Origin of the sequence: Nocardia cerradoensis NBRC 101014 (assembly GCF_000308535.1) — a bacterium.
Classification (GTDB): domain Bacteria; phylum Actinomycetota; class Actinomycetes; order Mycobacteriales; family Mycobacteriaceae; genus Nocardia; species Nocardia cerradoensis.
In genome coordinates, this window is sequence record NZ_BAFW01000138.1 from 1 (window position 1) to 26,291 (window position 26,291).

Consider the following 26,291-nt stretch of genomic DNA (forward strand, 5'->3'; position numbering starts at 1 on the left):
GCTGATTCCGCTGTGTCATCAGCTGGCGCTGTCGTCGGTGGATGTGCGCTTCGGTTTCGCGGAGTCCGCGATCACGATCGAAGCGCGCGCGAAGACGAAGGGCCCCACCGGCGTCGAGATGGAGGCGCTCACAGCGGTCGCCATCGCCGGACTCACGCTGCACGACATGGTGAAGGCGGTGGATCCGGCGGCCGTCCTGGACGGCGTGCGCCTGCTGACGAAAGACGGTGGTAAACGCGGTCATTGGGAGCGACCGGATAGGGACCGAACCGAAGATGCTGCGATATCGGTCGATTCGCCCGCACGCCGGCAGTCGGTCGTGGACGGTCCGAGCGACCGCGCACACACCGATCACGCCGCTGACCGTCGGGGCGCCGGAACTTCTCCGCAGCCGCAGGCCGCGCTCACGGCGGACACAGGACACCGAGCGGCGACCGAGGACCGGCCGGTTCGCCATCACACGGAATCGCCCCGGGGCGCGCACTCCCCCGCCGACCCGCGCCACAGCGATGCGACACCCGCCGGCGAGGGTTCCCGGACCGCGGTCGTGGTCGTCGCCTCGACCGGCGTCGCCGCCGGCACGCGGGTCGACAAGACCGGTCCGGTGTTGACGGATTGGCTTGCGGGACTGGGGTTCTCGGTACGTGGACCGCTCGTCTACGCCGATGCCGAGATCGAAGCCGGCCTGCGCGACGCACTGGACGGCTCGCCGGGGCTGGTGATCACCACCGGCGGCACCGGCGCCTCGCCCTCCGATGCCACTCCGGAAGCGACACTGGCGGTGCTGGATCGGGAATTGCCGGGCGTGGCCGAGCTGATCCGCCAGCGCGGCACGGCCGCATTTCCGTTGGCCGCGTTGAGCCGTGGCGTCGCCGGCCTGTCCGGCACTACGGTGGTCGTGAATCTGCCCGGTTCGCCGGGTGGGGTCCGCGACGGGATCGCGGTCCTGGAACCGTTGCTGGATCATCTGCTGGCCCAGGTCGCCGGAGGAGGCCGCCATGAGTGAGTACACGCTTCTCACCCGCATCAGCGATCAGCCGTTGCAGCCCGAGGAGGTCGAGCGCGCGGTCACCGGACCCGAACACGGCGCGGTCGTGGTCTTCACCGGCAAGGTCCGCGATCACGATGGCGGACAAGCGGTTTCGGCCCTGGAGTATTCGGCCCACCCCGAGGCGGAGAAGTTCCTGACCCGGGTGTGCGCCGAGGTCGGGAAGTCCGCCGGGCTGCCGGTCGCGGCGGTGCACCGGGTGGGCGCGCTGACCGTCGGCGATCTGGCCATCACGGTGGCGGTCGCCGCACCGCACCGCCGCGAGGCCTTCGAGACGTGCGCGGAATTGGTCGACCGCATCAAGCACGAGGTGCCGATCTGGAAGCGCCAGCTGTTCGCCGACGGCATGTCCGAGTGGGTCAACGCCTGCGGCTAGGCCGGCGGAGTCAGCGCGCTTCCCCGCGGGGGTTCGCCTCGGCGGGCGCGGACTCGGTGAGATTCGCTTCGATGCGGCGCAGTGCACGGAACAGCGCGGCGCGTTCGGCGGAACTGAACGATGTCAGCGCCCGTTCGGTCAGCCGCGCACTCTCGGCTTCGATCTCGTGCTCCAGATCGCGCCCGCGCGCGGTCAGGTGCAGGCGGACCAGTCGGCGGTCGGTGGGATGCGGTTCGCGCCGGATCAGTCCGGCCGCTTCCATCCGGGTGGTCGCGCGGGTGACGGTGGGCGTCGCCAGGCCGAGTCGTTTGGCCACCTGACCGGGCGTCAGACCGTCTTCCTGCCACAGCTGTCGCAGGATGAACTGCTGGCCCTCGTAGACCCCGTGCCGGGCGTAGGCGGCGGCCGCCGCCACGGCGAGGGCGTGTTTGGTGGACCAGAACGCGGTCTGGAAGTCGTCGTCGGTCATGGTGTGTTCAGCGTAGAGGTATTGTTTTCGTTAGCCGACTCACGTTATAGTCGTTGCCCGGCTAATAACTTTGAACGGACGACATACGTGAAAATCGGCATCGCACTCACCGACTTCTCCTGGCCAGTCCCGGGCAGCGGCATCGGCTCCGCGGTCACGGAACTCGCGCAGGCTGCCGACGCGTCGGGAATCGACAGCCTCTGGGTAATGGACCACTTCTTCCAGATCGGCATCAGCGGCCATCCGCCGGAGTCGCCGATGCTCGAGGCGTATGCCGCGCTGGGATTTCTCGCCGGAATCACCGACCGCATCCGGCTCGGCACCCTGGTCACGGCGGTGCCGTATCGCCACCCCGGCGTGCTGATCAAATCCGCGACCACCCTCGACGTACTCAGCGGCGGCCGCCTGATCTTCGGCGTCGGTGCCGGTGCGCCCTTCGATCCGGAACCGATGGGGCCACGCACCACATTCGAGGCCGAGGGCCTGGGCATTCCGTTCCCACGCCTGCCGCGACGCTTCGAACAGCTGGAGGAACTCCTGCAGATCGCACACCGCATGTGGAGCGAGGACGAGACGCCCTATCGGGGCAACCATTACGAGCTGGCGCGGCCGCTCAACTCACCGAATTCGATCCAGCGCCCGCATCCACCGATCCTGATCGGCGGCAGTGGCGAACGCAAAACCCTGCCGCTGGTGGCGCGATATGCCGACGCCTGCAATCTCTTCGACCTCCCCGGTACCGGCTACGCGGACAATCTCGCCCACAAACTCACGGTGCTGCGGCGCCGGTGCGACGAGATCGGCCGCGACTATTCCACGATCGAGAAGACCGTCACCACGGCCCTGGATATCGACGCGGGTCACGGACCGGTCCTGGAGCATCTGAAAACTCTGGCGGCCACGGGTATCGACCACGTGATCCTCGGACCGGACGGACCCTGGACCCCACCGCGCCTGGAACGCCTCATCGAGATAGCGCCCGATATTCACGCGCTCTGAATTTCACGCGCTCCGATCCGTGTCGTCCCTCGGCACATACCGCCACACCGGCAGCAACGCCTGTTCGTCCAGCGGTTCCGGTCCGGTGTGGGCGGTGGCGTGCAGCCGGGCGGTCGCGGATTCCGGATCGAGTCCGGATCCGATGAGCACCAAGCGGGTTTCGCGAGCTTCACCGCGCGACCACGCCGCCGGCTCGAAGATCACATGCCGGCCGACCATGTGCAGCAGGAACTTTCGGCCCTCACCACGCACGCTGAAGGCGGTAGCGCCCTTGGCGCGGAACAACCCGGGCGGCGGATCCTCCAGGAAACCCACCAGGCGGCGCGGGTCGAGATCCGTTGCGGTGGTGAAGGATACGCTGTCGTAGCCGTCGTGCAGATGGTGGTGGCCGGGCACCTCGTGGTCGTGATCGTCGAGCAGTTCGTCGAACGACAACTGGCGGGCCACCGTTGATTCGCCGCGTTCGGGCACATCGAACAGCAACGGCGGATCGATGCGGCCGTGCGCGGTGGCGTAAACCGGCGCCCCCGCGGCGATCTGCTCGATTTCGGCGCGCAAGGCATCCAACCGCGCGGCCGATACCCGGTCGGCCTTGTTCAGTACGATCAGATCGGCCAGGCGTAGATGCTTCGCCAGTTCCGGATGGCGGGCGCGGCTGTCGTCGAAATGCTCGGCATCCACCACCTCGATCAGTCCGCCGTAGCGAATCCGCGGATTGTCACTGCCGATGACCATGCGGATCAGATTGCGGGGTTCGGCGAGACCGCTGGCCTCCACCACGATCACGTCGATGCCGTGGCGCGGCTCGGCGAGCCGGGCGAACATGTCGTCGAGTTCGCTCACGTCCACCGCGCAGCACACACAGCCGTTGCCCAGCGAGACCATGGCGTCCACCTGGCCCGCGACCAGCATCGCGTCGATGTTCACCGCGCCGAAGTCGTTGACCACGACCCCGATCCGGGCCTCGCGTCGCCGCAGCAGATGGTTCAGCAGCGTGGTCTTACCGGCTCCGAGAAATCCCGCGACCACCAGAACAGGTATGCGCCGATCCATTCGGCCGAGCTTACCCAGGCCCGGACGAGGTCGTGCCCGCCCCTTCGTGCGGAGGGGCGGGCACGAACGGGACCGATTACTTGCTCGGCCCCAGGAGGGTGGAGACCAGGGTGTAGGCGAGATTCACCAGTTCAGAATCGAGTGCGCCGTCGCCCAGACCGAGCGATTTCGCCAGCGGCAGCAACAACCGCATCGCGGTGGTGGCGAGATTACCGGCGGCGGAACCGGATTGCGGCGTCTTCTGGGTGCCGCTGGTTCCGGGTGCGGTCGAGGTCTGCGGCGAGGCCCCGGACGTGCCCGGATCGGTGGTCGAATAGGTCCCCGGCGCCGTGTGATACGTGCCGGCCGGAGCGCCTGCCGGATTCGAACCCGGTTGCGTCGTGGCCGGCGCCGACGGCGAGGTGGACGCCGGTGCGGACTGCGTGGTGCCGGAATTCGGCGCGCCACGCAAGGCGTCGGTGGCCGAATTCTGCTGCGGTGCAACCGAATTCTGAGCGCTTGAATTCTGAGCGCCCGAATTCTGGGTGCCGGAATTCTGGGCATCCGGATTCTGCGTCGTCGATCCCTGCGGGGACGCACTCTCCGGCGCGGCAGTCTGCGGTGCCGGGCTCTGCGGGGTGGTGGTCGGCGCCGTGGTGCTCTCCGACGCACCGGCCTGCGGCGCGCCGGCGGGACTGTCGGCCGGCGATGCGGCCGGCGACGTACTACCCGGGGCCACTCCGATCAGATAACTCACCAGCCCGGTCGTGATCGCGATGGCGTGTTTGAGCTGCCCGTCGGGCGACTCGAGCATTTTCGCGTCGTCGACATTCGCGCCGTTGCCCATTTCGATGAAGACATCGGGCACCTCGGTCAGCGCCGGACCCGCGATATCGGACCGGGTCTGCAGACCGTCGACCGCGCCGGCGTAATTCGCGGGCGTGAATCCGGCCTGTTTGTAGGCGTCGCGCACGGCGTTCGTGGCGACCTGGCCGGGACCGGATTGCGCCTGATTCGCCTTGGCGTCCGGGACCGGCAACTGCGGCACGATCAGATGGAATCCGTGATCCTGTTCCGGTGCGCCGTCGGCGTGGATGCTGACGGCCACCGCGGCGCCGGAGCTGTTGGCGGCCGCCGCGCGTTCGTCGACACATCCGCCCCAGCCGGTGTCGTCCTGGCGACTCATCACGACATGCGCGCCGAGCGCCTCGAGGGACTGCCGGACCAGCTGCGCCACATTCCAGTTGATGGTGTGCTCGGGCACGCCGCCGCGGCTGGTCATGCCCGTGGTCTGGCACTCCTTGGTGCCGCCGCGCCCGTCGTTCACTTGACGATTGAGGTCTTCGGAGTGGTTGGTGCCCTGATGGCCGGGGTCCAGAAATACCGTCTTACCCGCCAATCTGGTCGACATATCGGGATCTGCGGGCGCGGCCGGCGCGGCGAGAGCGGCGGCGGGCGCCAGCACACCGGCCGTGGTGACCGCGGCGACGGCGAGCCTGACTCCGGTCTTGATGATGCGTGGATGGTTCATGTTCGGACGGCGCACCCGGGACGGGCACACCCCTCCCTTCCCACTAGTAACATCAAACCCAGTGGTTCACTGTTGCAACGGCAGCATCACATACGCAAGCTCAGTTACTGAACCGTTACCCCCATTGGAGCAGTTGTGACGCGTCATTTCCGCAGACACGCCGGTCATACGGCGAATCCGACGTCCATTCCGTCGAGAAACGGATATTACAGAGCTATCTCGCCGCGGCCTCGCCCGCCGGCGTGACGGAACAACCGGCAGGTTTGTGTCGCTGACCACATCCGGGCGGGACCCGACCGAATGCGCATCATTGCCCGAATGTCGCTGCCGCCGTTCGATTCCGCGAAATCCGCCGATATCCAGGCCCGCGAGCGAAAAAGCCGGAATGCTGAATCCAGATGATTCGCCAGAGTAATTTAATTCTGAAATACCGTTGTGTTGCACTCGCCGTCGACGCTGCAGTACGTTCCCATCTCGCACCTCGGCGGTCGAACCGCACGGGGGTGCCGTCCCCGTGGGCGCGAGGGGATCCCGCGGGGACGTTCAGCGACGGCATTTCCGGGCCCTCTGCCCGCCGCTCGCCGGGCGTTGTCGAATCTCCAGATATTTCATCGATCCGGTCCGCGCCTATCGGAATTCTGATAGACCAAGGCCCCGGAAGATGCGGGGATCTTCTCCGGCCGCCCGATAGTCGACGGCCGTCTGCGAGATCGAGGAGGACCGCCGTGCGTGGACGCACGTTTGTGATCGCCGGGACCGTCGCGGCCGCGGTGACGATGCTCGGATCAGGCACCGCGGCCGCCGATCCGGCGACGACCATTCCCGGGGACGGGATGTACCGGGTCGGTGTCGATATCGCGCCCGGTATCTATCAGTCCGCGGGGCCGGCAGACCCGGCGCACGACTGCTCCTGGGAGCGTCTGTGGAAGATTCCCGAACCCGGTGATCCGCCGGACCCGAACGCCGCCATCGTCGCCAGCGACCGCACCCACACCACTCCGGTGCGGGTGCTGATCAAATCGTCCGATGTCGCCTTCGCCTCGGCCAACTGCGGCGGCTGGGTATTGATGCCGGCGCCGCCGCCGACCGGTTCCTACGGGCCGGGAGGGTTGTTCGGCAGCGAGTACTGAGGCCGATCCGGCGCGGTTCGTCCGATCGGATGCGCCGCGCCGGATCCGGCACCCGCCGCCTGCCGCGGCCGCGGTGTTACTGTCCCGCCTGAGATCCGGTGGATCGAGCGGAGGGATGCGATGGCGCGGCCGAGTCCGGTGGTGAGTCGTCGGTCGCTGGCCGACGGCCGCGAGATCATCTATTTCGACCGCGAGCCGGTACCGCGCACCGCCACCGATACCCGGGACCTGCCCCGGACCAGCACGCATTCCCAGGCACGTTTCGATCCTCTGCTGGGCGAGTGGGTGGTGATCGCCTCGCACCGCCAGAGCCGGACCTTCCTGCCACCGGCTGATCTGTGTCCGCTGTGCCCGTCGCGCCCCGGCCATCCCACCGAAATTCCCGAGGCCGACTACCAGGTGGTGGTGTTCGAGAATCGCTTTCCGTCGCTGTCGACCGGCCGCGCCGAACTTCCCGACCATGTCGAAGGATCACCGGAGACGTTGCTGCGCAACGGGTTCGGCCGCTGTGAGGTGGTGTGCTTCACCAGCGACCACGCCAGTTCGTTCGCCCAGCTCGATCCGGGCCGGGCACGGCTGGTGGTGGACGCGTGGGCCCAGCGCAGTGCCGAACTCGGAGAACTCGACGGCGTGGCCCAGGTGTTCTGCTTCGAGAATCACGGCGAGGAGATCGGCGTCACGCTGTCGCATCCGCACGGCCAGATCTACGCCTACCCCTTCCCTGCCCCGCGCACCGCGACGATGGTCGCCAACGCGGCCCGCCACCGAAAGGCGCACGGCAGCAATGTGTTCGGCGATCTGCTGGGCGCCGAGCGGGCCGCCGGTATCCGGGTGGTCGCGGCGAACGAGGAGTGGACCGCCTTCGTTCCGCCGTTCGCCCGCTGGCCCTACGAGGTTCAGCTCTATCCGCACCGCCGGGTGGCCGACATCCCCGATCTCGACGATGCCCAGCGCGACGGTTTCGCACATCTCTACCTGGACGTACAGCAACGCTTCGCGCGCCGGTTCGACACCCCCATGCCCTATGTCGCGGCGTGGAACCAGGCACCGAAATCCGGTGTACCCGGCGATGATTGGTGGCTGCACCTGCAGCTGTTCTCGATCCGGCGAACAGCGCACAAATTGAAGTATCTGGCCGGTTCGGAATCGGGGATGAACGTGTTCATCAGTGACACCACTCCCGAGACGGTGGCCGCCGAATTGCGGGAGATGCGGTGAGCGCGACGCCCGGACGCGGGGTATGGGTGGCGCCCGGCCGGGTCAACATCATCGGCGAGCACACCGACTACAACGACGGGTACGCCCTGCCGATCGCGCTGCCCCAGGTCGTGACCTGCGCCGCCGAGGTCACCACGGACGGCGCGGTGCGGGTGAGTTCGAAACAGCATGCCGGGCAGGTCCGCGAATCGCTCGACGGACTCGCCGAATCCGCCGTCACCGGCTGGGCCCGCTATCCGCTGGGCGTGGTGCACGAATACCTGCGCCGCGGGCACGAACTGTCCGGGGTGGTGCTGGAGATCGACGGGGCGGTGCCGGTGGGCGCCGGACTGTCGTCCTCGGCCGCGCTGGAATGCGCTGTCGCACTGGCGATTCGCGATCTTTTCGGGATCGACGCCGACAGTGCGGAGCTGATCGACATCGGGCGGGCCGCGGAGAACTCGTACGTCGGCGCCGCGACCGGGACCCTGGACCAGTCCGCCTCGCTGCTCTGCACAGCGGGGCACGCCCTGTTCCTGGACTTCGCCACCGGCGACTCCGCGCAGGTTCCCTTCGATCTCGCCGCGGCCGGACTGCAATTGCTGGTGGCCGATACCGACACCCCGCACCGGCTGGCCGACGGCGGATACGGGCGGCGCCGGCGCGAATGCGAGCAGGCCGCGCACGCCCTGGGCGTCGATTCGCTGCGGGCCGTCACCGATCCGGCGGCAGCCGAGCGACTGGCGGATCCGGTGCTGCGGCGGCGCGCACGCCACGTCGTCACCGAGAACGCCCGGGTGCTGACCGTCGTCGGACTGCTGCGCGACGGGTGCGATCCGCGCGCGATCGGGCCGCTGCTGACCAGCGCCCACGCCTCGCTGCGCGACGATTTCGAGGTTTCGACGCCGGAACTGGATGCGGCGGTGGCGGCCGCGCTCGACGCCGGCGCCCACGGTGCGCGCATGGTCGGCGGCGGATTCGGCGGCAGCATCATCGCCGTGACCGATATCGACCGCACCGATTCGATCGCGGCCGCCATCCGGCGGCGATTTCGCGACGACGGTTTCTCACCCCCGCGATTCTTCGTCGCTGTACCCGCCGCCGGGGCCCGCCGGATTTCCTGATCACGCGGCCGGCCCGCACTAGGGTGGGTTGCCATGACCAGGCGCAGAATTCTCATCACCGGTGCGAGTGCGGGCCTGGGGGCCGAAATGGCCCGGCAGTTCGCCGCGCGCGGACGCGATCTCGCGTTGTGCGCGCGCCGCATGGAGAACCTGCGCTCACTGCGGGACGAATTGCTGGCGGCCCATCCCGATATCCGGGTTTCGCTGCGGACGCTCGATGTGGACGATCACGAGGCGGTCCCCCGCGTATTCGGGGAATTCCGCGACGAATTCGGCGGACTCGATCGGGTGATCGTCAACGCCGGACTGGGCAAGGGCGCGGCCCTGGGCACCGGCCGGGCGGATGCGAATATCGCCACTGCCACAACGAATTTCGTGAGCGCGCTCGCCCAGGCCGAGGCCGCACTGCAGATCTTCCGCGAACAGCGCACCGGACATCTGGTGCTGATCTCGTCGATGAGCGCGGTGCGCGGACTGCCCGGGAAGAAGGCCGCGTATTCGGCGAGCAAGGCCGGATTGTCCGCGCTCGGTGAGGGTTTGGCGATCGAACTGCGCCGCAGCCCGATCGCGGTGACCACCGTGCAGCCGGGCTTCATCGCCACCGAGATGTCCGCGCGCGCCGACGACGCCCGGCTGATCGCTCCGCTCGAGCGCGGTGTGGCCGCCATGGTCGCCGCCATCGAGGCCGAGCCGGTGCGCGCCTGTGTGCCGCAATGGCCTTGGCGCGCACTGAACCTCGTGCTGCCGCGGCTGCCGCGCGCGGTCATGGCACGGCTCGGCTGAACCGGGGTCACCGCGGTCCCACGGTCGGTGAAGTCTCTCACAATCGATGGCCCCGGCCGATGTGAAGTTTCACCAATAATCCGACACTCCGCGAGTTAGCGGGCTGCCCGAGTTACGCATCCACTCCGCTGAGTGCCGTCGTCGAGGCGATGTCGATCGATAGCCGAGTAGTTACTACTTGCTGCGACTTGCTGTCACAAACACATCGGCTGCGCCCGCACCGCGCCGAGGCGTCGAGATGCGGATCAAGAATGCGCTAGTTACTCTCGGGTAGCATCACGTCCCGAACAAATTCCGCAAGCATTCGTCATGTCAATTCAGGAGGCGGCGTGCCGCATTCTCGTTTCGAAGCGATCGGCGCATATCTACCCGAAAAAAGGGTCACCACCGAGGAATTGATATCACGCCTCGCCGTACCGCCCGCCTTCGATCTCGAAAAGATCACAGGTGTACGCGAACGCCGCGTTCACGACACCCGCCCGGAATCCTACGAGGATTCGTTCGTCCTGGCCGGTAAGGCGCTGGACGAGTGTTTGTCCAGGTCACAGTACTCCGGTTCGGAGATCGAGGCGGTCATCTCCACCTCCATCACCCGCAGCAAGGACGCCGACAAAATATATATGGAGCCGTCGTTCGCTTCGGCTCTGGCACAACGGATCGGCGCGAACAACGCGATCACCTTCGACCTTTCCAATGCCTGTGCCGGAATGCTCAGCGGAACCTACATTCTGGATCGGATGATTCGATCCGGAATGGTGCGCAACGGCATCGTGGTGAGCGGCGAGGCCATTACTCCGATCGCCGATACCGCGGTGCGCGAAATTTCCGACAAATACGATCTGCAATTCGCGTCGCTCACCGTGGGAGATTCCGCGGCCGCGGTGGTGCTCGACCGTTCCGTCGTCGAGGCCGACCGTATCGACTACATCGAGCTGGTCACCGCCTCGGAGTTCTCCCACCTGTGCCTGGGCATGCCCAGTGACAAATCCCAGGGCGTCGCGCTCTACACCGACAACCGCAAGATGCACAACGAGGCGCGGTTCCTGCTGTGGACAGACAGCCAGCGCATGTTCTACGAGAAGCGCGGCACCACATTCGCCGAGGAGAACTTCGACTTCGTCGTCCACCATCAGTTCGGCGCGGCCGCGATCCCCTACATGAACGCCATCGCCGAACGGGAATTCGGCGCCCCGATGCCGCCCGACCTCAATGTGCTGGCCGAATACGGGAACACCTCCAGCACTTCGCATTTCATCGTGCTGCACGACCATCTGAGCCGCGGTGAGATCCCGGCCGGCTCGAAACTGCTGATGGTTCCGGCCGCCTCCGGTGTGGTCGGCGGCTTCCTGTCCACCACGATTTCGTCTCTGAAGGTCTGAGGTACTGGTCATGGGCGTTGCCATCACATCCACCGGAATCAGTCGCGACGGCGACACGTTCAGCATCGTCGAGCACAGTGGCCGCGCCGCGCGCCGCAGCCTCGAACGCGCCGGGGTGGCGCCGGAGCAGGTCGGGGTGCTCATCAACGCGGGTATCTTCCGCGACTCCAACACCGTGGAACCGGCGGTGTCGGCGCTGATCCAGAAGGAGGCGGGAATCGGACTGGACTACCGGTTCGGCGATCCGCGTTCGTTCTCGTTCGACCTGATGAACGGCGCCACCGGTGTGCTCAACGCGGTTCAGGTCGCCCAGTCGATTCTCGAGACCGCCGGGTCCGGCCATGTCCTGATCGTCTCCGGGGACACCCATCCGTCGCTGACCCGATCGGCGGCCGACGACGAATTCCCCTACGCCACCGCCGGTGCCGCGCTGCTGCTCGAGCACACCGACGAGCCGGTCGGCTTCGGCCGCGTGCACACCGTCGCGGGTTCGGGCTCCCCCGCGGTGCAGTCGTATGTCGACGTCACCACGATGGGTACGGCCGGGCGCGGACTGATGACGGTGGAACGCGAACCCGGATTCGAGGATCGGCTGCTCGAGATCGCGGCCGAGGCCGGTCGGCGCGCCCTCGACGCCGACGGAATCGACACCGCCGCAACGGTTCTCATCGCGTCGACGCCCACCCCGAAGTTCCCGCGGTTGCTGGCGGACACCCTCGGTATCGGCGCGGTCCGCACCCCCGACCTGTCCGCCGGTGATCCGCACACCGCCTCGCTGCCGCTGGCCTATCACCGTGCGGTGGAGGAGGATTCGCTCCTCGGCTTCGACACCGTGCTGTTCGTCGCGGCGGGCGCGGGACCGTCCGCGGCGGCCGCGGTGTACCGCCTCCCGGTCGCCGCCGGTGCGGCGGCGTGAGCGGTACCTACTGGCGCGCGGTCGACCGGTTCCGCGTGGTCGCCGCCGCCGAGCCGGATCGCACCGCGGTGTATTTCGCCGCCGCCGGGCACACGCCCACACCGCACTATCGGCGGCTGAGCTACGCCGACCTGGATCGCTGGTCCGACGCGATCGGTGAGCGGCTCACCGCGGCGGGTGTGGGCAGCGGAACCCGCACCATCGTGCTGGTGCTGCCCGGGCCGGAGCTGTACGCGATCATGCTGGGCCTGTTGAAGATCGGTGCCGTGCCGGTGGTCATCGATCCGGGCATGGGGCTGCGCCGGATGCTGCGGTGCCTGCGGGCGGCCGACGCCGAGGCGTTCATCGGCATTCCGCAGGCGCACGCGGCGCGCGTGCTGTTCCGGCGCTACTTCCGCGGGGTGCGGGTCGCCGTCACGGTCGGGCGGCGCTGGTTCTGGGGCGGAGCGACCTTCGACAGCTGGGGGCGCCGACCGACCGGCCTCGCGCCGGAGCGCACGCCGGCACCCGACGACGACCTGCTGATGATCGCCTTCACCACCGGGAGCACCGGACCCGCCAAGGCCGTGGCGATGACCCACGGCAATCTGTCGGCCATGGTCGAGCAGGTCCACGCCGCGCGCGGGCAGGTACCGCCGCAGACCTCGCTGATCACGCTGCCGCTGGTCGGCATCCTGGATCTGCTGCTCGGCTCCCAGTGCGTCCTGCCGCCGCTGATCCCCAGCAAGGTCGGTTCGACCGATCCGGCGCACGTGGCCGACGCCATCGGCCGATTCGGGGTCCGCACCATGTTCGCCTCCCCCGCCGTGCTGATCCCGCTGCTGCGGCACCTGGAACAGACCGGCACCCGGCTACCGACGCTGCGCAGTATCTACTCCGGGGGCGCGCCGGTCCCGGACTGGTGTATCGCCGGACTGCGCGCGGTGCTCGACGAGGATGTGCTGGTCTACGCCGGATACGGGTCCACCGAGGCGCTGCCGATGTCGACGATCGAATCGCGCGAACTGCTGGACGGTCTGTCCGAACGCGCCCGCGCCGGTGCGGGCACCTGCATCGGCCGCCCCGCCGACCGGGTGCGGGCGCGCGTCGTGGCGATCACCGACGACCCGCTGCCCACCTGGGCCGACGCCCGGGCTCGCGAGGGCGAGGTGGCGACCACCGGCGGCATCGGCGAACTGGTGGTGGCCGGACCGAATGTGAGCACCCGCTATTACTGGCCCGCCGCGGCGAACGCCACGGGCAAGATCGTCGACGGCGAGACCGTCTGGCATCGCACCGGCGACCTGGCGTGGATCGACGAGCAGGGACGAATCTGGTTCTGCGGGCGCAAATCCCAGCGGGTACGCACCGCCGACGGGCCGATGTTCACGGTGCAGGTCGAACAGATATTCACCGCCGTCGCCGGGGTGGCGCGCACGGCGCTGGTCGGGGTGGGCCCGGCCGGAGCGCAGCGCCCCGTGCTGTGTGTGGAACTGCGCGCGGGCGCCGATCGTGACGACGTGATCGCCGCGCTGCGTGCGCGCGGCGCGGAATTCGAACTGACCACGAAGATTTCGGAGTTCCTGTGCCATCCGAACTTCCCCGTCGATATCCGGCACAACGCCAAGATCGGGCGCGAACAGCTCGCGATATGGGCGGCCCGGCAGACCGCGAAGGCGGCGCCATGACGATGAAAGTTGTGGCACTGCGGAGTATTCCGATTGCCGGTTGGTTGTTTCTGCTGGCCGGTGCGGCGGTCCGGGACTCCGGCCGCCGGTGGCTGCGAACCCTGTGGTGGATCGACGCGGTGCTCAGCATCGGTGTGCACGCCGCCCAGATTCCGGTCGCGTTGCGCGCCGCACGGGGCAGCGGCCGGTCTCGCCTGTACACCGCCGTCATGACGCAGCTGTTCGGGCTCACCTGGTGGCGTACCGAAACAGGGCGCGGCACGGCATCTTTCGAGGAGGACGAACGGTGAAGGCACTCGTCACGGGCGCATCCGGATTCCTCGGCGGCGCGCTGGTCCGCCGCCTGGTACGCGAGGGTGGCCACGAGGTGACCGTGCTCGCGCGGTGCACCAGCAACCTCGGCGATCTGCCCGGCCTCGACGGTGTGCGGGTCGCCTTCGGCGACCTCACCGACACGCCGTCGCTCGAAAGCGCCTGCGCCGGAGTCGATGTCGTCTTCCACAGTGCCGCCCGCGTCGACGAGCGCGGCACCCGCGCACAGTTTCGCGCCGAGAACCTGCGCGCCACCGAAGTCCTGCTCCGCGCCGCCCGGGCCGCGGGAGCGACGCGGTTCGTGTTCATCTCGAGCCCGAGCGCGCTGATGGATCGCGACGGCGGCGATCAGATCGACATCGACGAATCGGTGCCGTATCCGCGCCACTATCTGAACCTGTACTCCGAGACCAAGGCCGCCGCCGAGCGCGCCGTATTGGCCGCCGACACCGCGGGTTTCACCACCTGCGCGCTGCGACCGCGCGCGATCTGGGGAGCCGGCGACCGCTCCGGGCCGATCGTGCGCCTGCTCGGCCGGACCGCGCAGGGGCGCCTGCCCGATCTGTCGTTCGGCCGCTCGGTTCAGGCATCGCTGTGCCATGTCGACAACATCGTGCACGCCTGCCTGGGCGCCGCCACCTCCGACCGGGTCGGCGGCAGGGCCTATTTCGTCGCCGACGCCGAGAAGACCGACGTGTGGGCCTTTCTCGCCGAGGTGGCGGGCGGGCTCGGCTACCCGGCACCCAGCCGGCGACCCGATCCGCGGGTGCTGGCTGCCGCTGTCTCGGTGATCGACACCGTCTGGCGCGTACCGGCGATCGCACGGCGCTGGTCGCCACCGCTGTCGCGCTATGTGGTGGCGTTGCTGACCCGCACCGCGACCTACGACACCGGCGCGGCGGCACGGGATTTCGGTTACGCGCCGATCATCGACCGCGAACAGGGCCTGGCCCGGTTCCTGTCCTGGCTCGAATCCGACGGCGGCATCGAGCAACTCACCCGCGAGCTGCGGTAACGCAAGTCAGGAGCCGATCATGAGCACCGTCTTCCGGCGGCGGATCTCGCCCACCGAGCGCATGTACTTTCCCATGCGGGATATGGCGCCGCCGTTTCTGATGCAACTGGCGATTCCGGGAACCGGAGCCCTCGACGCCGAGCGGTTGCGCCGGGCGGTCGCGGTCGCGGCCGCCGCCTGCCCGGGCGCGCGGCTGCGGCGTGAGGGCAAGTACTGGGTGGACACCGGTGTTCCGCCCGCCGTGCGCGAGATTCCCGGTCACGTCGTGCACTACGACCGCCTCGAGGCGGATCCGGTCCTCGCGTCGGCGATCAGCCCGACGCCGGAAACCACCTGCGAGGTGCTGGTGCTGACCGGCGATCCGGTCACCGTGATCTTCCGGGTGTTCCACGGCGTCATGGACGGGATGGGCATGGTGCTGTGGGCCCGCAACGTCCTCGCCGCGCTGCGCGGTGAACAGCCGGAGGAGCTTCGCGACCCGGTCGCCGACCGAGAGCTGGTGCGGCGCCTCGGCGCACCCGGACGTCCCACCGCGATGATTCCCCGCTTCCGCTCGGCAGTCGGCCACGGCCCTCAGGAGGTGGGCAGCCCCCGGCATCTGCTGCGGCACCGCAGCATCGCGGCCACCGGTTCCGGTGCGGTGGCGCGAGTGTCGGCGCTGCTGGCCGACGCCGCGGGCAGCACGCAGCGGATCATGGTGCCGGTCGATCTGCGCCGCCACGACCCACAGCTGCGGTCGACGGCGAATCTGGCGCTGCCACTGTTCCTCGACATCCGGCCCGGCCAGGATTGGCGGCAGGTGCGCGACGGCATGCGCGCGGGTCTGCGCGAACGGACGGAACTCAACCAGCTGGCCGCCAGCGCGATCGCCAACGCGCCGCATGCCGTCGGCCGCACCATTCTGCGCACCACCAACGCGCTCGGCGCCCGCTTAGGGCGCAATCTCGCCTCGGCGACGGTCTCGCACATGGGCCGCTTCGATCTGTGCGAACTGGCGGTGCCCGGCTGGTCGCCCACGTCGGTGCGGGTGCTGCCGCAGCACAGCGTCGCGATGCCGCTGCTGTTCGCGATGGTGGAGGCCGGCGGCCGCACCGAGCTGACGGTCTCCGCGCGCAACGGCCACGGCATCGAGAACAGGCTCGAAGCGCTGCTGGACCGCATCGCCGCCACCTTGGAAAGCGAACTGCCGCAGCGGGATTCGGTTCTCGCATGACGCGCTGGGCACGGCTCGTCGGCACCCGCCCGACGCTGGTGCTGCTGGCGGCGATCGGTGTGGCGATCGTGTGCGGGCTGTTCGGCGCCGACGTCCAGCAGCGAGTGAGCGCGGCCGGATTCGCCGATCCCGGAAGCGAATCCGCGCTCGTCGACCGGGTGGTCACGGCGCATCTGGGCCGGCAGAACCCCGATGTGATCGCGATCTACACCGCAGCCGACGGTCAGGACCTCGCCGCACTGGGCCCACGCGTCCAGCAGGCGGTGGACCACATCGATCCGGCGCTACTGGCCCAGCCGGTGCAGACCTATTGGAACAACGTCCCACCGCGCCAGAGTCTCCTGCGGTCGGCGGACGGACGCCAGGGTCTGGCCGTGGTGTTCGCCGCCGGCGACGACAATCAGCGCATCGCGGCCTACCACGACATCGCCGCGGCGCTGACCGTTCCCGGCGTCTCGGTGCGCTTCACCGGCTACAGCGCACTCGCCGACGAGATCGACCGCCAGTCCCGGCACGATCTGATTCTGGCCGAATCGGTCTCGCTACCGATCACCTCGGTGATTCTGGTGCTGGTGTTCGGCGGGGTGGTCGCAGCCGGCCTGCCGCTGCTGGTGGGTGTGCTCGCCGTCGTGGGCTCGCTGGGCGCGGTCGGACTGATCGCCCACGTCACCGAGGTGAGTGTGTTCGCCGTGAACGTGGCCTCGCTGCTGGGACTGGGCCTGGCCATCGACTATGGGCTGTTCGTGGTCACCCGATTCCGGGAGGAACTCGCGGCGGGCGCCGCGGTCTCCGAGGCGGTGACCCGCACCCTGGCCACCGCCGGTCGCACCGTCGGATTCTCGGCGCTGCTGCTGGCCTGCGCCTTCGCCGGGACGTTCGTCTTCCCGCAGGCCGTGCTGCGGTCGCTGGGCTTCGGGGCCATCGCGGCGGTGTTACTGGCCGCGGGGCTGTCGCTGACCGTCCTGCCGGCCGCGCTCGCGCTGCTCGGTCACCGCGTCGGCGCCTGGAGTTGGCGCCGCGACGCCTTCGACCGCGGACAGCGGCGCGCCGAGCGGTGGTGGGGCCGGGTGGTCGACGCGGTGGTGCGCCGGCCCGGTCTCGTGGCCGTCACCGTCGGCGGGCTGCTGCTCGTACTCGCCACCCCGGTGCTGGGTGTGCGGCTCGGCGATGTCGACCACACGGCCCTGCCCGCGGGCAATGCCGTGCGCGCCGGCGTCGATGAACTCGCCACCCGTTTCCCGGAGGCCGGCAGCGGCGCGACCGTTCTGCTGCGCGGTGACGGCGCCCCACCCGACTCGCGGCCCACCGCCGCCGCGATCCGCGCGCTCGGCGCGATCCCGGGCGTGCACGACGTGCAGCGACTCGCCACGGTGGACGACGCGGTCGTACTGCACGCGGCGCTGAACGATCCCGACCGCGCCCCCGCCGCCACCGAAACCATCACGCGCATAAGGGAACTCGACCTTCCTGACGGCGTGTACATCCAGGTCGGTGGCGAGACCGCGGCCACTGTGGACAGCGTCGCGGCCATCACCTCCCGGATGCCGCTGATGATCGCGGCGATGGCGCTCGCCACGCTGATCCTGCTCGGCGCGGCGTTCCGCTCGGCGGTGCTGCCGGTCAAGGCGGTACTGCTGGCCTTCCTCAGCCTGGCGGCGACCTTCGGCATCCTGACCTGGATCTTCTGCCGAGGCCATCTGGCCGATCTGCTGCACGTGAGCGTGGGACCGCTCTCGGCGGGGATGATGGTGCTGATCATCGCCGTCGTCTTCGGGCTCTCGACCGACTACGAGGTCTTCCTGCTCTCACGCATGGTCGAGGCCCGCCACGCCGGATGCGACACCGTGTCCGCGGTCCGCGCCGGCACCGTTCGCACCGCACGCGTGATCACCGCCGCCGCAACGCTTCTGGTGTTCATCACCGGCGCCTTCACGCTGTCCCCGCTGACCCCGATGCGATTCCTCGGCCTCGGCATGATCCTGGCGCTGACCATCGACGCCACCCTGGTGCGGATGCTGCTGGTACCGGCACTGGTGCGATTGATGGGTCCGCTGAACTGGTGGCCGATGCGGCCCGCCCGCGATCGTTACCCCGAAGGTAATGGACCTCGCGCACGCGTGCGGGCAAGCTCGACATCATGATCGATACCGAAGGAACCCGGCTGTTCCACAGCACCATGCCGTTCACCGAGAAGCTCGGCGTCGAGGTGCTCGAGCACGGGCCGAAGCTGGTGCGCAGCCGGCTCGCGTGGGACGAGAGCCTGTGCACGCTGGGTGGCGCCCTGCACGGCGGGGTGCTGATGTCGCTGGCCGACGCCACCGGCGCGGTGTGCGCGTACCTGAATCTGCCCGAGGGCAAACAGGGCACCACGACCGTGGAGTCGAAGACGAATTTCCTGCGCGCGGTACGGTCCGGTTACGCGGTGGCCTCGTCGACGCCACTGCACGCGGGGCGCAGTTTCATCGTGGTGGAGACCGAAATCCACGACGACGCCGGCAAACTCGTCGGCAAGGTCACCCAGACGCAAGCGGTGTTGTGAGCGCGACCGCGCTCAGCACATGCCGGTTCCGGCGCTGATCGCCATCCGCCCCACGCTGCGGCGGGTGGCGATCAGATCGACGACGGCATCCAGTTCGGTCCAGTCACGCACCTCCACGCGCGGCCGTACCTCGTTCCGCTCCAGCAGCTTCCACAGCTGCGCCCGATACCGCTCGATCAGTTCGGGTTCGGTGCGCGACAGCAGTCCCATCGAAAAACCGGTGACCGTTTTGAGTTCACCCAGCAGCGTGGAGGTGTCGACCGCGCCGCCGCCGGCGCTGAAGGCGACCAGCGTGCCGTGTGGTCCCAGGCTGTCCACCCCACGCTGCACCAGGTCACCGCCGACTCCGTCGAGCACGATATCGAAGGTCTCGGACCACGGACGGTCGTAGGTCACCGCGGCATCGGCGCCGCACTCCCGCACGAAATCGAATTTGCCGGCCGATCCGACTGCGGCGACCACGCGGGTCGCTCCGGCCGCCCGGGCGAGCTGCAGCGCCAGATGTCCGGCCCCGGAGGCGGCGGCGGTGATCAGAACGGATTTGCCCGCAACGGATTTCGCGGCCCGCACCACTCCCATCCCGACCAGGCCGCCACGCACCAGGGCCAAGGCGTCGGTCGCCGGCACACCGGCCGGGATCTCGGTGACCATCGCCGGTGTGGCACAGACGTATTCGGCGTACACCGAGGCGAACACCACCCCGCCCACCCGGGTGCCGATCCAGGATTCGTCGAGACCGGGACCCACCGCGACCACGTTCCCGACCATCTCCCCGCCGGGATTCGCCTCGGCATCGGCCCGCAGCATCCGCACCAGGCCGACGCTCACACCGGTCAACTCGGTGCGGACCAGCACGTGCCCAGGGCCGGGCACGGGACGCTCGGTCTCCACGATCCGCGCTCCGGCGAGGCGTTCCGCGGCGGGAGCGAACTGAATTGCGCGCATCGACAGCGCCTTTCGACCTGGGCGGCCTGCCGCCGCGAACTGATTCGGATGACTCGGCAGCTGTTGTCGGGCCGCCGCACCAAATTCTTACTATCGACGTAAGATTAGGCAGCCGACTCAACATACGTCAAGGCGATTTTTACGTCGGTGGTAATCTTCTGCCATGACCAGCGCATCCCCGGGACTGCGGGAGACCAAGAAGCAGCAGACCCGCCAGGAGATCTCCGACACCGCGACGAGACTGTTCATCGAGCGCGGATTCGAGGCGACCACGATCGCCCAGATCGCCGAGGCCGCACGGGTGGCGAAGAAGACGGTCACCAACTACTTTCCCCGCAAGGAGGATCTGGCGCTGGATCATCACGAGCAGTTCGTCGGCGCCCTCGCCGCGGCGGTGACCGCCCGCGCCGCGAACGAATCGGCCCTCGACGCGCTGCGCCGCCTATTCCGTACCGGGACACAGGATCACGCCGCCGACCTCGGCTTCTCGGGGCCGGAGTTCAGCCGCATGCTCGCCGACAGCCCGACACTCACCGCGCGGGTGCGCGAACTCCACGAGCTGCGCGAACAGGCCCTGGCCGAGGTACTGCCCGGTGACGACCTGCTGCGCCGGGCGGCCGCCGCCCAGTTCGCGGCGGCCTGCCGACTGCTGTTCCAGCGGATTCAGCAGCTACAACTGTCCGGCGCCTCGCGCCACCACGTCGTGGCCACCGTCACCGCCGAGGCCGAGCGGATCTTCGATCTGCTGGAACCGGCCTTCGGCGAGTACGGCCGCGCGTCAGAGTGAACGCAGCCGCGGCACCAGCTCCGCCGCGCGTTCGGCGTATTCGACCGGATCCCGGTCGGGCATGATGTCGAATTGCATAATCCCCAGCGCCGCATAGCGTTCGGCGTCGGTGACGAAGGCGTCCGGATCGTTCACGACCGGGCCGATATAGGTGGCGGTCTTGCGGATCGCGTCGTAATCGCGACCCTCCGCCGCGCAGTGCGCGCGCAGCACGTCGAGTTTGTGCGCGACATCCTCTGGCGAGGAGGCGAACAGATTGCACGCGTCGGCGTAGCGGGCGACCAGCAGCAGGGTCTTCTTCTCTCCGCCACCACCGATCAGGATCGGCGGCCGCGGACGGCTCAACGGCGCAGGTACACACAATGTTTCGTCCAGCCGATAGTGCGTGCCCCGATACGGGCCGTTGTCCTCGCTCCACATCTGCAGGCAGATCTGCAGCGTCTCCTCGAGCCGTTCGAAGCGCTCCCCCATCGGCACCAGCGGCACACCCAGCCCGCGCTGCTCCCGCTCGTACCAGGAGGCGCCGATACCGAGTTGCGCTCGCCCGCCCGACAGCACATCCAGAGTGGTGACGATCTTGGCGAGCAGACCGGGATATCGGTACATCACCCCGGTCACCAGCACTGCCAGGCGCATCCGCTCGGTCAGCGCGGCCACGTAGCCCAGAGTCGTGTAGGCCTCGAGCATCGGCTCCTCGGCCACCCCGGTGTGTTCCATCTGGAAGTAGTGATCCATCACCGTGAATTCGGTGAAACCGCCCTCCTCGGCGACCCGCGCGGTCTCCGCGATGGCACCGGCGGTACGAGCCGGATCGGCGGGAGTCGAGAAGTTCCAGTAGTGCAGACTCAGTTCCATGACGCCTCGATTCTGCGCAGCGGTGGACAGGTGTCGATACCCGCACCCAGCCTATCCATCGCCGCCGCGGGGGCCGCCGACGACCGGTGCGGCCGGTGTGAAACCGTTGCGGCCGTCGACTATTCGAAGTCGGCGCGATGGTCGAGGGCCCATTCCCGGAACGTGCGGGCGGGGCGGCCGGTGATCTGCTGCACGCCCGGATGGATCACCGAGGTGAACGAATCCAGCGCGGTGGCCCGCAGCGCCATGATCGCGTCGGCCATCACCTCGTCGACCCCGGCACCGAGCAGGGCGGCATGCGCCTGCGCCGGTTCGATGGACACGTAGCGCAGCGGCCGCCTTAGAACCTCCGACAGAATGTCGGTCTGCTCCCCCGGCGTCAGCGCCTGCGGCCCGCTCAGCGTATGGATGCGGGCGTCGTGCCCCGGCTCGGCCAGTGCGGCGGCGGCGACCGCGGCGATATCCGACGGGTCGATCACCGCGATATGCCCGTGCCCGTAGGGCGCGTAGACCGTATCGTGCTCGCGCACCGTCGGCGCCCAGTGCAGAGCATTGGACATGAAGCCCAAGGGGCGCAGGATTGTCCACGCGAGGCCACTGTCGACAACCGCACGCTCACCGGCGCGATGCCAGGCCGGGATCGGATCGGTCGCCTCGGTATCGCCGGCACGACCCGAGGACAGCTTCACGATGCGCTCGACCCCTGCCTCCGCGGCCGCGATCGCGATATTGCGGTCGTGCCGGGCGAGGTCGGGTCCGGACGACAGGAGAAATACCCGGGATACCCCGCGCAGGGCCGGCGGCAACGTGTCCGGCCGCCCGGGATCGCCGCCGATCACCTCCACTCCCGGTGGCAGCGCGGCGGCATCGGGGCGACGCGTCAGGGCGCGCACCGATTCGCCCGCGGCGAGCAGGTGATCGATCACGGCACGTCCGACGGTTCCGGTGGATCCGGTCACGAGAATCATGAGCACTCCATCTCCCGATAAAGGGTCTCGACCGCGGGACTGCGGCCCGCGCTCGACCAGGGTCCGACCCGGGAGGCATATCCGGCCATCCAGCACACCGGCCGATGCGGAAACCCCCGCCGACGCAGGACGCCGCGCCGATTTCGTGCATCGAGGGGCCTTCCGGCACGAATTCTCGCCATCGCGGCGCCGCGCTCGCTCGCACAACGTAACTCGTTCGATACTGGTTAATTGCCCGCTATCGAGTCCACTGGACTTATCCTGCCCACATGACAACCAGCAAAGAGGGAGTTTACGTGGGGCCATTGCACCAATTGGCCCGGGGCGCATGGCAATCATTGCTGGTCATCGGCCTGCTGTCGGTGATCGTCGGGATTATCGTGCTCGTCTGGCCCGGTCCGACGCTCGCCGTGGCCGGCATTCTGTTCGGCGTATATCTGCTGATCTCCGGAATTCTGCAGTTGGTCGCCGCCTTCGGCCCGCACGTCAGCACCGGCTACCGGGTGCTGACCCTCATCAGCGGCATCCTGTCGTTCATCCTCGCCTTCTTCGCCTTCCGCAGCATCGGCAACTCCCTGGTGCTGCTGGGCCTGTGGATCGGCATCAGCTGGCTGTTCCGCGGGATCGCCGCCATGGTCGCGGGAGCCGAGACGCCGCAAGGGGTTCCGGGTCGCGGCTGGTCGATCTTCTTCGGCATCCTGCTGCTGATCGGTGGTATCGCACTGGTGGTCTGGCCCATCCACTCGATCACCGTGCTGGCACTGGTCGTCGGCTGGTGGCTGATCTTCATGGGCGTGATGGAGATGATCTACGCCGTCGAGGTCCGCAGCGTGGCCAAGAAAACTCCGGTCGACCTGTAATCGGCCGGCACACCCTTCGCCCCGGACGCGAATTCGCCTGGGGCGACGTCGTGCGCCTGCGAACCGGGCCTTTCCCCTGCTACGGTCGGGTCCCCTACAGGTTGCCCGCAAGGAGATTCACCATGGGTATCATCACGATGATCATCATCGGCCTCATCGCCGGTGCGATCGCTCGCCTCCTGGTTCCCGGTAAGGAGAACTTCGGCTGGATTCTGACCATCGTGCTGGGCATCGTCGGCGGTTACGTCGGCGGGACCCTGGGCAGTCTGATCTTCGCCCCGCACAAGTTCAGCGTCCACCCGCCCGTCCAGCACACTTTCCTCGGCGCGATCGTCGGTGCCGTGATCATTCTGGTCATCTACAAGGCGATCCGCAGTCGCGCCTGAGCGCACGAACAACGGGCCCGGCTCCTGCTTCGGAGCCGGGCCCGTTGCCGTCTCGGGTCAGGGGCGGCAGACCGCCGACTGGTTGTGCCCGCCGATCTGCGAAAACAATCCACGCGGAAACAGGATTCCGTACAGCGAGATGTCGAGGGAGCACAGATACGCGGTGGCGTAGGTCCCGTCCCCGGAGAACTTGCCGACATCGGACAGGATGCCGGGCAGATCGATCGCGGCCTGATCCAATTTCGCGCCGTTGTTTATCAGCAGTGTCAGCGCGTCCCGGGTGGAGTTCTGCGCGGGAGCCAGCTTCGGCTGCACCTGCGAGACCATCGCCACCAAACTATCGGTGGCACCGGCGATCTGCTCCGTCGAGGCCAGCAGCGACTGCCCCTGTTCGTAGAGGCCGCTGATCAGCGCGCGGGTCTGGGTGATCAGGGTTTCCAGTTCGTCGCTGCGCCGGGCCAGGCCCGACATCACTCCGGACAGGTTGGTGATGATGTCTTTCAGGATCGCGTCGCGGCGCTCGAAATCGGTGGCCAGTGCGGCGGCCTGGGTGATGAAGGTGGACAACGACACCCCGTCGCCCTGCAACGCCTGGATCAATGTCGTCGACAGGTCGTTCACCTGCTCCGGGAGCAGATTCTCGAACAGCGGCTGAAAACCGTTGAGAAATGCCGAGATATCGAACGAGGGCTCGGTGCGTTCCAGCGGAATCCGCCCACCGGCCGCGAGGAGGCGCGAATCCGGCGCGGTACCGGGCGCCAGCGCGAGATACCGCTGACCGATCAGGTTCTGATAGCGGACCAGGGCCTTGGTGTCGCTGTAGAGGTGCTGATCGCGCTGCACCTCGAAGGTCACCTTCGCCAGATGCTTGTTGGTCTGGGGGTTGACGTCGAAGCCGATCGCGGTGACCTTGCCGACCCGCACACCGGCGATGCGCACGTCGTCGTTGGGCCGCAGCCCGAGCACATCGCTGAAGATCGCCGAATAACGGTCGGTCGGGCCGTGTACCGTGCGCGCCAGCGTATTCCAGATCACCACCGTGACCAGAACCGAGACGATGGCGAATGCGCCGAACCCGAGCGCCTGCTTGCGGATGCTCACCACGCCTCCTCGAACTTCCCCACGAAACCCGAAAACGCCGGCAATGATTGCGCTGACCGCAGGCACTGTAGCCGGAGGTGCCCGGTTGTGACCTATGCCACGCCGGTCGGGAACGACAACAGCCCGGCGCTGGTCGCGCCGGGCTGTTGTGCAGACGGTACGAGGGGACGTACCGGGGTATGGATCAGTCGATGATCGAGCCGTTGGAGGCCGCGCGCTGCTTCGCGGCGCGGGCCGCCTTCCGCTCGGCACGGATCTGTTCGAGTTCCTGCTCGAGGCTGTCCGCGATGCGGAACTGCCCGGTGTCGTAGGCGCTCAGCGGATCCGAGTCGTCGTCGGCGGCATCGGATTTCGGGGGCTTGCTCGCCTTGCCGTCGGCGACCGAATCCGCCGCGTCGGTATCGGACCGGCGACTCGAGGACTTCTTCGGGGTCCAGATGTCCGGCTCGACGATCGGATCGACCGTCTCCACCGTGCGCGCGGATTCGGTGGCCGGCGCCTCGGTGGTGGTGTCGCCGGCGCCCGGCAGCGCGGCCATCGGGGCCGGGCGGGTGTCGGGTGCGGACTGCCGGATGAAGCTGACGAAGGTCGGCATGCTGCGGCGGATCTGTTCGGCCGGGTCGGGCAGATCGCGGATCTGATCGGTGGCCTGGGTGATGGCCTGGCCGTAGCGCTGGCTGGCCGCGTCGTGCACCAGCAGCGCCACACCGATCATCACCGGCGCCACGGCGTGCACGCCGACGTTGTACCAGTCGCCGCTGCGCAGGTACGGGTAGGTGTTGAGGCCGACGGTCAGCGCCAGCAGGGCCAGTTCGGCGAGCGCGACCTGACGGCGGCTCTCCAGGATGCCCCATTCGGCGACCTTGTTGGTGCCGATCATGATGATGACCAGGCAGACGCTGATCATGCCTTCGAGCAGATAGCTGAACCAGTACAGCGGATCGGTGGGACCACCGGGGGCGATGTTGTGCTGCACGTTGACCGCCGACCACAGCATGCCGGCGATGACCACACCCGCGAGAGCGCGCATCGACCAGGCGCGATGCCGATACAGCGACGCCACCTTGGCGTGCGGGCTGGATTCTCGTCTCTGCGCCGCAATTGCCTTGCGGGCCATCAACAGATCTCGCATATCGGCCTTCGCGATCGCTTCGGAGGTCTGCCTGGCGCGGTCGGACGTCGATGCCGCCGCCTGTACATTTTTCCAGCGCTGTTCGCGTTCCTGCTCGCGGATCTTCTCCGCGAGTTCACGTTCGGCCTGCAGCTCGTTCTCGGAGAGGGCCTCTGTCAGCGCCGGATCGAACTGGTACGCAAGCCGCCCGCGGGCCTTCTCGACCCGTCGCGCGAGCTGCCTGACCTCATCTTCTCCGGGGTGTTCGACGGTCAACTAGACCACCGCCCGGTGAGATACGGTGGCCGGCAAGTGTTCACGAAGTGGGAACGGCACATGCCATTCATAGTCGATGAACCGCCATCTGCGAAACTGCGGATTAGCCCCAATGCCAGACTTATTCGGCGTGTCGCGCGCGGCACGCCGATTCGGCGTGTCGCAATGGGCTGTGAGGCACCGAGATTCGACCCGTTCGCGGTGCGCGAGCGGGGGCTCAGGCCGCGGCGGCACGCGCCAGCATCCGGCGCACCTCGTCCGGCTCCTCGACG

At 68.3% G+C, this 26,291-nt stretch carries 26 protein-coding genes; 18 read left to right on the forward strand and 8 right to left on the reverse strand.

Annotated features, from left to right (window positions below; translation table 11 throughout):
* Positions 1-1,006, forward strand: a 1,006-nt coding sequence (gene moaCB, locus ON23_RS36870; RefSeq protein ID WP_039778759.1) for a bifunctional molybdenum cofactor biosynthesis protein MoaC/MoaB, incomplete at its 5' end; no start/stop codon positions are given.
* Positions 999-1,424, forward strand: coding sequence for a molybdenum cofactor biosynthesis protein MoaE (locus tag ON23_RS14430; protein ID WP_039778760.1), 426 nt, complete (start codon positions 999-1,001; stop codon positions 1,422-1,424). The genes moaCB and ON23_RS14430, both read left to right, overlap by 8 nt.
* A gap of 10 nt (positions 1,425-1,434) precedes the next feature.
* On the opposite strand, the gene ON23_RS14435 is transcribed toward ON23_RS14430, so the two are convergent.
* A complete protein-coding gene (locus tag ON23_RS14435) occupies positions 1,435-1,893 on the reverse strand; it encodes a MarR family winged helix-turn-helix transcriptional regulator (RefSeq protein WP_039778761.1) in 459 nt (152 codons plus the stop codon).
* A gap of 87 nt (positions 1,894-1,980) precedes the next feature.
* Between ON23_RS14435 and ON23_RS14440 the strand changes: the two genes are divergently transcribed.
* A complete protein-coding gene (locus ON23_RS14440; protein ID WP_039778762.1) occupies positions 1,981-2,892 on the forward strand; it encodes an LLM class F420-dependent oxidoreductase in 912 nt (303 codons plus the stop codon).
* Between the two features lie 3 nt (positions 2,893-2,895).
* Here ON23_RS14440 and ON23_RS14445 read toward each other — a convergent pair whose 3' ends face one another.
* The gene (locus ON23_RS14445; protein ID WP_039778763.1) at positions 2,896-3,945 is read right to left on the reverse strand and encodes a CobW family GTP-binding protein; all 1,050 of its coding nucleotides are present in this window, start codon (positions 3,943-3,945) and stop codon (positions 2,896-2,898) included.
* A gap of 76 nt (positions 3,946-4,021) precedes the next feature.
* Positions 4,022-5,455, reverse strand: a complete 1,434-nt coding sequence (locus tag ON23_RS39795; RefSeq protein ID WP_039778764.1) for an N-acetylmuramoyl-L-alanine amidase — start codon at positions 5,453-5,455, stop codon at positions 4,022-4,024.
* Between the two features lie 725 nt (positions 5,456-6,180).
* Between ON23_RS39795 and ON23_RS14455 the strand changes: the two genes are divergently transcribed.
* The 12 genes from ON23_RS14455 (at position 6,181) to ON23_RS14510 (ending at position 18,730) form a co-directional block, all read left to right on the forward strand.
* Positions 6,181-6,585 carry an Rv1352/Rv1906c domain-containing protein gene (locus tag ON23_RS14455; protein WP_039778766.1) on the forward strand — a complete coding sequence of 135 codons (405 nt, stop codon included), beginning with the start codon at positions 6,181-6,183 and terminating at the stop codon, positions 6,583-6,585.
* Between the two features lie 156 nt (positions 6,586-6,741).
* Entirely contained in the window at positions 6,742-7,803 is a 1,062-nt protein-coding gene (gene galT / locus ON23_RS14460) for a galactose-1-phosphate uridylyltransferase (RefSeq protein ID WP_039778783.1), read from the forward strand.
* Entirely contained in the window at positions 7,800-8,906 is a 1,107-nt protein-coding gene (gene galK / locus ON23_RS14465; RefSeq protein WP_083903958.1) for a galactokinase, read from the forward strand. Before galT ends, galK begins: the two co-directional genes overlap by 4 nt.
* A 33-nt stretch (positions 8,907-8,939) precedes the next feature.
* On the forward strand, positions 8,940-9,689 hold the full coding sequence (locus ON23_RS14470) for an SDR family oxidoreductase (RefSeq protein WP_039778767.1): 750 nt from the start codon (positions 8,940-8,942) through the stop codon (positions 9,687-9,689).
* Positions 9,690-10,018: 329 nt separating this feature from the next.
* Positions 10,019-11,068 carry a 3-oxoacyl-ACP synthase III family protein gene (locus tag ON23_RS14475; protein WP_039778768.1) on the forward strand — a complete coding sequence of 350 codons (1,050 nt, stop codon included), beginning with the start codon at positions 10,019-10,021 and terminating at the stop codon, positions 11,066-11,068.
* A 10-nt stretch (positions 11,069-11,078) separates the two neighbouring features.
* Positions 11,079-11,984, forward strand: coding sequence for a beta-ketoacyl-[acyl-carrier-protein] synthase family protein (locus ON23_RS14480; protein ID WP_039778770.1), 906 nt, complete (start codon positions 11,079-11,081; stop codon positions 11,982-11,984).
* The gene (locus tag ON23_RS14485; protein WP_039778772.1) at positions 11,981-13,651 is read left to right on the forward strand and encodes a fatty acid CoA ligase family protein; all 1,671 of its coding nucleotides are present in this window, start codon (positions 11,981-11,983) and stop codon (positions 13,649-13,651) included. The genes ON23_RS14480 and ON23_RS14485 overlap by 4 nt, the downstream gene beginning before the upstream one ends.
* Complete coding sequence (locus ON23_RS14490) at positions 13,648-13,941, forward strand: hypothetical protein (RefSeq protein ID WP_051042693.1); 294 nt, start codon at positions 13,648-13,650, stop codon at positions 13,939-13,941. Before ON23_RS14485 ends, ON23_RS14490 begins: the two co-directional genes overlap by 4 nt.
* A complete protein-coding gene (locus ON23_RS14495) occupies positions 13,938-14,978 on the forward strand; it encodes an NAD-dependent epimerase/dehydratase family protein (RefSeq protein WP_083903960.1) in 1,041 nt (346 codons plus the stop codon). Before ON23_RS14490 ends, ON23_RS14495 begins: the two co-directional genes overlap by 4 nt.
* Before the next feature lie 19 nt (positions 14,979-14,997).
* On the forward strand, positions 14,998-16,191 hold the full coding sequence (locus tag ON23_RS14500; protein WP_039778773.1) for a hypothetical protein: 1,194 nt from the start codon (positions 14,998-15,000) through the stop codon (positions 16,189-16,191).
* Positions 16,188-18,332 (forward strand): MMPL family transporter, encoded by a 2,145-nt coding sequence (locus tag ON23_RS14505; RefSeq protein WP_063821268.1) that lies wholly within the window; start codon positions 16,188-16,190, stop codon positions 18,330-18,332. Before ON23_RS14500 ends, ON23_RS14505 begins: the two co-directional genes overlap by 4 nt.
* A complete protein-coding gene (locus tag ON23_RS14510; protein WP_036505766.1) occupies positions 18,329-18,730 on the forward strand; it encodes a PaaI family thioesterase in 402 nt (133 codons plus the stop codon). Before ON23_RS14505 ends, ON23_RS14510 begins: the two co-directional genes overlap by 4 nt.
* Positions 18,731-18,742: 12 nt before the next feature.
* Here ON23_RS14510 and ON23_RS14515 read toward each other — a convergent pair whose 3' ends face one another.
* Positions 18,743-19,675 carry a quinone oxidoreductase family protein gene (locus ON23_RS14515; protein WP_039778774.1) on the reverse strand — a complete coding sequence of 311 codons (933 nt, stop codon included), beginning with the start codon at positions 19,673-19,675 and terminating at the stop codon, positions 18,743-18,745.
* A 163-nt stretch (positions 19,676-19,838) separates the two neighbouring features.
* Between ON23_RS14515 and ON23_RS14520 the strand changes: the two genes are divergently transcribed.
* Positions 19,839-20,462, forward strand: coding sequence for a TetR/AcrR family transcriptional regulator (locus ON23_RS14520; protein WP_039778776.1), 624 nt, complete (start codon positions 19,839-19,841; stop codon positions 20,460-20,462).
* On the opposite strand, the gene ON23_RS14525 is transcribed toward ON23_RS14520, so the two are convergent.
* Both ON23_RS14525 and ON23_RS14530 read right to left on the reverse strand, forming a co-directional pair.
* On the reverse strand, positions 20,454-21,317 hold the full coding sequence (locus tag ON23_RS14525) for an LLM class F420-dependent oxidoreductase (protein ID WP_039778777.1): 864 nt from the start codon (positions 21,315-21,317) through the stop codon (positions 20,454-20,456). The two genes, ON23_RS14520 and ON23_RS14525, sit on opposite strands and share 9 nt — an antisense overlap.
* Before the next feature lie 119 nt (positions 21,318-21,436).
* Positions 21,437-22,285: an NAD(P)H-binding protein gene (locus ON23_RS14530; protein WP_039778779.1), complete on the reverse strand. Its 849-nt coding sequence runs from the start codon at positions 22,283-22,285 to the stop codon at positions 21,437-21,439.
* A 269-nt stretch (positions 22,286-22,554) separates the two neighbouring features.
* On the opposite strand from ON23_RS14530, the gene ON23_RS14535 reads away from it, so the two are divergent.
* Both ON23_RS14535 and ON23_RS14540 read left to right on the forward strand, forming a co-directional pair.
* Positions 22,555-23,145, forward strand: coding sequence for an HdeD family acid-resistance protein (locus tag ON23_RS14535; protein ID WP_039778780.1), 591 nt, complete (start codon positions 22,555-22,557; stop codon positions 23,143-23,145).
* 122 nt (positions 23,146-23,267) lie between these two features.
* Positions 23,268-23,531 carry a GlsB/YeaQ/YmgE family stress response membrane protein gene (locus ON23_RS14540; protein ID WP_039778781.1) on the forward strand — a complete coding sequence of 88 codons (264 nt, stop codon included), beginning with the start codon at positions 23,268-23,270 and terminating at the stop codon, positions 23,529-23,531.
* Between the two features lie 57 nt (positions 23,532-23,588).
* Here the strand turns inward: ON23_RS14540 and ON23_RS14545 are convergent, their stop codons facing one another.
* Entirely contained in the window at positions 23,589-24,632 is a 1,044-nt protein-coding gene (locus ON23_RS14545; RefSeq protein ID WP_039778789.1) for an MCE family protein, read from the reverse strand.
* Positions 24,633-24,816: 184 nt separating this feature from the next.
* Positions 24,817-26,019 (reverse strand): hypothetical protein, encoded by a 1,203-nt coding sequence (locus ON23_RS14550; RefSeq protein ID WP_039778782.1) that lies wholly within the window; start codon positions 26,017-26,019, stop codon positions 24,817-24,819.
* Positions 26,020-26,291 lie beyond the last annotated feature (272 nt).

What these genes read in the sequence shown, in the direction of transcription:
- ON23_RS14520 (WP_039778776.1), top strand. Translation starts at nt 19,839, where the DNA reads ATGACCAGCGCATCCCCGGGACTGCGGGAGACCAAGAAGCAGCAGACC.
- ON23_RS14430 (WP_039778760.1), top strand. Translation starts at nt 999, where the DNA reads ATGAGTGAGTACACGCTTCTCACCCGCATCAGCGATCAGCCGTTGCAG.
- ON23_RS14480 (WP_039778770.1), top strand. Translation starts at nt 11,079, where the DNA reads ATGGGCGTTGCCATCACATCCACCGGAATCAGTCGCGACGGCGACACG.
- ON23_RS14445 (WP_039778763.1), bottom strand. Translation starts at nt 3,945, where the DNA reads ATGGATCGGCGCATACCTGTTCTGGTGGTCGCGGGATTTCTCGGAGCC.
- ON23_RS14500 (WP_039778773.1), top strand. Translation starts at nt 14,998, where the DNA reads ATGAGCACCGTCTTCCGGCGGCGGATCTCGCCCACCGAGCGCATGTAC.
- ON23_RS14510 (WP_036505766.1), top strand. Translation starts at nt 18,329, where the DNA reads ATGATCGATACCGAAGGAACCCGGCTGTTCCACAGCACCATGCCGTTC.
- ON23_RS14470 (WP_039778767.1), top strand. Translation starts at nt 8,940, where the DNA reads ATGACCAGGCGCAGAATTCTCATCACCGGTGCGAGTGCGGGCCTGGGG.
- ON23_RS14435 (WP_039778761.1), bottom strand. Translation starts at nt 1,893, where the DNA reads ATGACCGACGACGACTTCCAGACCGCGTTCTGGTCCACCAAACACGCC.
- ON23_RS14530 (WP_039778779.1), bottom strand. Translation starts at nt 22,285, where the DNA reads ATGATTCTCGTGACCGGATCCACCGGAACCGTCGGACGTGCCGTGATC.
- ON23_RS14540 (WP_039778781.1), top strand. Translation starts at nt 23,268, where the DNA reads ATGGGTATCATCACGATGATCATCATCGGCCTCATCGCCGGTGCGATC.
- ON23_RS14515 (WP_039778774.1), bottom strand. Translation starts at nt 19,675, where the DNA reads ATGCGCGCAATTCAGTTCGCTCCCGCCGCGGAACGCCTCGCCGGAGCG.
- ON23_RS14505 (WP_063821268.1), top strand. Translation starts at nt 16,188, where the DNA reads ATGACGCGCTGGGCACGGCTCGTCGGCACCCGCCCGACGCTGGTGCTG.
- ON23_RS14490 (WP_051042693.1), top strand. Translation starts at nt 13,648, where the DNA reads ATGACGATGAAAGTTGTGGCACTGCGGAGTATTCCGATTGCCGGTTGG.
- ON23_RS39795 (WP_039778764.1), bottom strand. Translation starts at nt 5,455, where the DNA reads ATGAACCATCCACGCATCATCAAGACCGGAGTCAGGCTCGCCGTCGCC.
- ON23_RS14525 (WP_039778777.1), bottom strand. Translation starts at nt 21,317, where the DNA reads ATGGAACTGAGTCTGCACTACTGGAACTTCTCGACTCCCGCCGATCCG.
- ON23_RS14535 (WP_039778780.1), top strand. Translation starts at nt 22,555, where the DNA reads ATGACAACCAGCAAAGAGGGAGTTTACGTGGGGCCATTGCACCAATTG.